Consider the following 5,180-nt stretch of genomic DNA (forward strand, 5'->3'; position numbering starts at 1 on the left):
GGACACTCAAAAAATCAGATCGACGACCTGCTCCCGTGGAACTTTAAGCAGTCAAGCTGAAAGCCCAGCGGTCTTCAGCCACCGCTTACATAACATCCTTGAACAGGATCACCGGTTAATCAAGCGTCGCATCCGGCACATGTGTGGGTTCAAATCTTTCGCTGCAGCCGCATATGCCCTAGCGGGCACAGAATTGGGCAACATGATCCGCAAAGGTCAATTCACTCCCGGACTCCATTCGTTCCAGCAACTCGCGGAGCTGGCAGGCTAATCGCCTTTCCAGTTTCGTCTATACAACTCTCAAAGAAATTTGCAGCATGTATGGACATCCCCCTTTGGGCAAGAAGAATCTTTGGCTGGTAATTCGCGTAGTCGGGTGCTGACATGTATGCGGCCTCATAGTGCGGCTTTCCCTTGCCGCGGGCCCGTGTGGAGTTCTCAGATTAAGTCCAATTCAGAACCACGTGCTCCAGGCACTGTGTCGCAAGCTGGTTTTCCTGATCTCGTCTCATCGACTGTTGCGCCTTACCTTCCGTTTGACCTTCCCACGCCTCCGGGATCAATCGTTACACGTTAGAGCCGTGCAAACGATCTGATCCCGGTATTCTTCGCCATGTGCCATCAACGCCCAGACAATCCGTGCCATTTTGTTAGCCAGTGCTACCCTGACCAACATGGGTGGCTTGCGCTCCAGCATCCTTGCGAGCCAGCAGCCAGGCGTGGCCCCCTTATGCTCGGCCCATCTAGCCACGGCGTTGGCGCCAATAATGAGGAGGCGCCGTAACGTTCGGTTGCCCTTCTTTGACGTGCGCCCCAGGCGCTGCTTGCCGCCGGTCGAGTGCTGGAGTGGGGTTAAGCCTACCCATGCCGCAAAATCGCGCCCCCTTCTAAAGGTCGAAGGTGGTGGCGCAAGCGCGGCAAGCGCTGTCGCAATAATCGGGCCAACGCCTGGTATCGCGGTCAACCTCTGACATGTTTTATCTTCCTTGGCACGCTGTGCGATTTGCGCCTCCAACTGTCTGATACGGCCATTCAAAGCGTCAAGCGTATCGACAAAAATGCTCAGGAGAGGACGGGACATCGCCGGCAATTCAATGGTCTTATCTTCTACCGCAGAAACAAGTTTACGGACATGTGTTGGACCTTTCGCAACCACAAAACCGAACTCGGATAAGTGACCACGCAAGGCATTGATGATCTGCGTGCGTTGCCGGACCAACAGATCCCGCGCTTTGAAAGCCAGGGCTGCATCCTGATTGTCTTCGCTGCGGACCTGCACAAACCGCATAGTTGGTCGCAGGGCTGCCTCGCAAATGGCTTCAGCGTCGATCGCATCACTCTTGCTGCGCTTCACAAAAGGTTTGACATATTTAGGTGCGATTAAGCGCACTGAGTGCCCGAGTGCTTCAAATTCTCGACCCCAATAATGGCTCCCGGAGCAAGCCTCCATCGCAATGATGCACGCTGGCAGTTCCGCAATGAAGGATAGAAGCTTGTTGCGTCTGAGTTGTTTGCGAAACACCACCTCGCCCGCGGAGCTGCAACCATGAAGTTGAAACACATTCTTCGCAAGATCGATGCCGACAAGGTCTAAATCCGCCATTTTGCTAACCTCCTGATGGTTTCCATCTCCAAAACCTACCAGATGAGAGATCAGGGGATGTCCATTCCATCAGAACCCGATCAAGCACTATGGATCAGAAATCTTTGATCGCGGTCGGCGGTGCCCTCTTCGCGCTATTGGAAAGTGCGGAGGTGCAGATTTCAAATAATTTAGCTTACAGGTTGCAACAAACAAACAACTCTTGTCGAGCCGCGAGACCAAGAACGCGTCACTGACTCCACCCCGCTTGACGCAATTGGACCATCAGCTTCTCAGCGTCCTCAGGGTTGCGAAATAGCCGAAACATGAACTCTTCTATGCGGCTGTCTGGCCAGGCTTTCTTGTATTCCTGAGCACGTTTTTGCGCCTCTGCCGTTTTCCCGGACGCCTGTAGTGAAGCAATCAGATGCGCTGTGTTAATCTCGCTGACGGGTTCGCCAGAGGCTGCTGCATCCATCAGGTGATCAATCGATTCCTCGTAGTTCCCCAGATAATAACTGGCGTTGCCAAGAACATTTCGCCACGGGAACCGCGATCCTTGGCGGTTTTCATGAATTTTTGGATCTGAACTCGCAACAGCTCTTTCAAAGTCGCCGGAGAAGAACGCAATGATTGCGTCAAATTCCAGAACGATTAGATCATTCGGATCCAATTCCACCGCGCGAACCGAGAACCTGTTTGCCTCATCAAAATCTCTTTCAAACATCAAAAGCGTGGCCATGGCCGACTGGCTCCAGGCCTCTGATGGTGCCAAACGCATCGCTTCTTCGGCATAGTGTCGGGCTTGCGCCAGCATCTGATCCCGATCCGGTCCTTCGGGAGCCAATCCTCCGAAGAACGTAGCCGCCTGTGCCGCCCCGGCGTAACCACCGAAGTAATCTGGTTTTAGCTCGATCGCTTTTTCGAATAGTGTCAGTGCAGCCAGTAGTCGAGTTGGTTGAGTGGCAGGAAACAGCAACGATCGCGCATCTTCCGCAATATTGCGGGCCTGCAACGCAGCAGGGGATGCTTCGAATAAAACCGCGCGCTCGACTTGCTCGCGCTGGTCTGGATCGAAATTGGACAGCTGGGTTGTTTTGTCTGTCCGAAAACCAAAGAAGACGGCTGCAAATCCCACAAAAAGAACAACGATCGCGCCAAGGACCATTCCAATCTGAGGCATAGACGACGCTTCGGTCTGCGAATTTGCTGGTGGTGCGTTGGTTTCGAAATGAGGCGCGTAGCCACCCTTAGCGACGTGGATGCGAAGTGAATCCTGTGCACCTTCCTTCAGATAATACGTATCCAGTCTGCGCCTCAGGCGGCCAGCGTCGACGCGCACGACATTTGCCGTGGCGATGTCTTTTTCGGATCGGCGTCCGTAAACGTCTTGAGCAATCCGTTTCCCAAGAATTTTGTCGCCTCGACCTTCGATGCTCTCGACCACAATGTAACGCAGAAATTCCTTCAGGCGGTCTGCACCAGCGAATACTTCGCTGGACAAGACACGACCTAACGCATTCCGAACATCTTCTTCACTTGGAGTCCCTGAGGAAACGTCCTGCATCGTAGATTATGCGCCTCCGGTTTTCGAAGCCAATTCCGCAACTTACGTCAGCATGTAACGGTTACATGCTGTTAAAATATATATCTATTCGAATACTGAGTTTAGGCAAGTTCCATGCGGCATCAACCGGAGGCCTGCAATGGAGATAGAAGAGCTTTGGACAGAAGGATTGTCAGAATGCTTCACCGGAGATTTTGACAGCGTTCGTGCACTTTTCTTGAGCGACCAGAACTTTGCTGAGATGTGCCGGGACTTTGTCGAGATAAACAAGCTGAGCAAGCTGACGGATGCGCATGATCCGCATGTGTACGAGTGCCTGACAGGACTGAAAGACGAAATGCTCTCTCACTTTGCAAACTCGGAAGTACAACGGCGCCCCCTGAAACGGTTAAAAACGAAATGAAATCAACGGAGAGACTATGAAACTGCCCAAACTCGCAATTGTTCCCTTGGTGCTTGCGGCACACCCGCTGCTGGAGCAGGAGGAGCCGATCATCCACGATTCAGAATACTACATTCTGCTGTCAGAGCATGGTAACCAATGGGCCGAAGATGACGCTGCCGTGGACGCTCGGCTTGCGGAATTTCGTGAAAAAAACGGCGGGAAACCCCCAAACATTATCAATATTCTGATTGATGATCTGGGTTTTGGCGACATGGGGATTCCCGAGCTTAATGCGCTCCGTGGCTATGAGACACCCAACATCAACGATTTCTCGGATGAAGCGTTGCGCATGGTGCGCATGTATACCGAACCGTCTTGTACGCCGACGCGGGTCGCTCAGATGACGGGACGTCTGCCGGTTCGGATGGGTATGGGCGATACCGCAGTCGATATCGCTGGTTTCGGATTGCCGGGCAACGAAGTCATCTTGCCAGAAGTGCTTAAAGAAGCGGGTTATGCCACAAGCCATATCGGCAAATGGCATATGGGCGACATCCCAGAAAGCTGGGCCATGAACAACGGGTTCGACTATGCCCAGATGGCTGTGCACCAACAGGGTCAGCTGACTATTTTTAATGACGATGCCATTCGTGAAGGTGTGTCTGTCGCCAACAACGACTATTTACCGAGCTATACGATCGACAGTTACTTCCGACCTGATGCCTCGGCAATGATGACCACGATCGAAGGCGAATCTGGCGGGCCGATCCGAGAAATACGTATGGAACCCGGCGAGCGTTGGAATGCCCAGAAATACGTCGAGATGAATCAAGCCTTCCAGGACAAGGCGATGGAAGAACTCGCTCGTCTCTCAAAGGGCGAAGAGCCCTTCTTCCTGCAGTACTGGCCGCTTCTGCCACTCGACAACACGCGCGCCGGTCGCGACGGCCCCCAATCGCCGAATGGGGGGCTGTATGCAGACCGGATGCAGTTGGTAGATGAATGGCTGGGGGCCATGTTCGTTTCCATGGAGGAGCTGGGTGTTGCGGACAACACCATAGTAGTCGTCATGGGTGATAATGGGCACTTCACCAAATACTCACCTCAGTCGGGCTACACACCGATGATTTTCCGCGGCGGCAAGGCTGACACAACCGAAGGCGGCGTACGAACGGACGCGTTTATTCGCTGGCCCGGCATGATCGAAGCGGATGGCTTACTCAACAGTATTGTGCATGTCTCGGATATGTACACGACATTGGCGCGCTTCGCTGGTGCGGATCAGTTCATCCCGCGCGACCGTTTGGTGGATGGGGTCGATCAATCTGCGGCGCTTCTCTTTAGCGATGAGCAAAAAGCGCGTCGGGATCACGTCATCATCTATGCCGATGATAAGCCGAAAGCGATCGTCAAGGATCAACTCAAGCTGAAGCTGCCGCCTCCTGGCGAAAACCCGATCGTGGCCAAGTTCTACAACCTCTATCACGACACACGCGAAGAATACTCTGTGTCGACAGAAGTTGGCGCATGGGGTGGGCAGGAGTTCGTACGTATTCTGGCGCGGCATCAGGCGCGTAAGCAGAGCTACCCGGATACACCACCTGCCTTCGGTATGCCCTATGAGGGGGTAGAGAACATCCGGCCTG

Annotated in this window: 5 protein-coding genes; 3 read left to right on the forward strand and 2 right to left on the reverse strand. The window is 53.5% G+C overall.

The genetic code is table 11. From position 1 onward, the window contains the following. Positions 1-271 (forward strand): DDE-type integrase/transposase/recombinase (locus ACR0AP_RS20725; protein WP_480509158.1); only part of this gene is annotated, 271 nt, incomplete at its 5' end. 288 nt (positions 272-559) lie between these two features. On the opposite strand, the gene ACR0AP_RS20730 is transcribed toward ACR0AP_RS20725, so the two are convergent. Continuing rightward, the gene (locus ACR0AP_RS20730; RefSeq protein WP_480509160.1) at positions 560-1,603 is read right to left on the reverse strand and encodes an IS110 family RNA-guided transposase; all 1,044 of its coding nucleotides are present in this window, start codon (positions 1,601-1,603) and stop codon (positions 560-562) included. A gap of 229 nt (positions 1,604-1,832) precedes the next feature. Then, positions 1,833-3,149 carry a tetratricopeptide repeat protein gene (locus ACR0AP_RS20735; protein WP_480509162.1) on the reverse strand — a complete coding sequence of 439 codons (1,317 nt, stop codon included), beginning with the start codon at positions 3,147-3,149 and terminating at the stop codon, positions 1,833-1,835. Between the two features lie 139 nt (positions 3,150-3,288). Here ACR0AP_RS20735 and ACR0AP_RS20740 point away from each other — a divergent pair, with 139 nt between their 5' ends. Together ACR0AP_RS20740 and ACR0AP_RS20745 are read left to right on the forward strand one after the other, a co-directional pair. Further along, complete coding sequence (locus ACR0AP_RS20740) at positions 3,289-3,552, forward strand: hypothetical protein (RefSeq protein ID WP_480509164.1); 264 nt, start codon at positions 3,289-3,291, stop codon at positions 3,550-3,552. A gap of 16 nt (positions 3,553-3,568) precedes the next feature. Further along, on the forward strand, positions 3,569-5,180 hold a 1,612-nt coding region (locus ACR0AP_RS20745; protein WP_480509166.1), incomplete at its 3' end, for a sulfatase-like hydrolase/transferase.

This window comes from Ruegeria sp. AF7 (assembly GCF_056541885.1).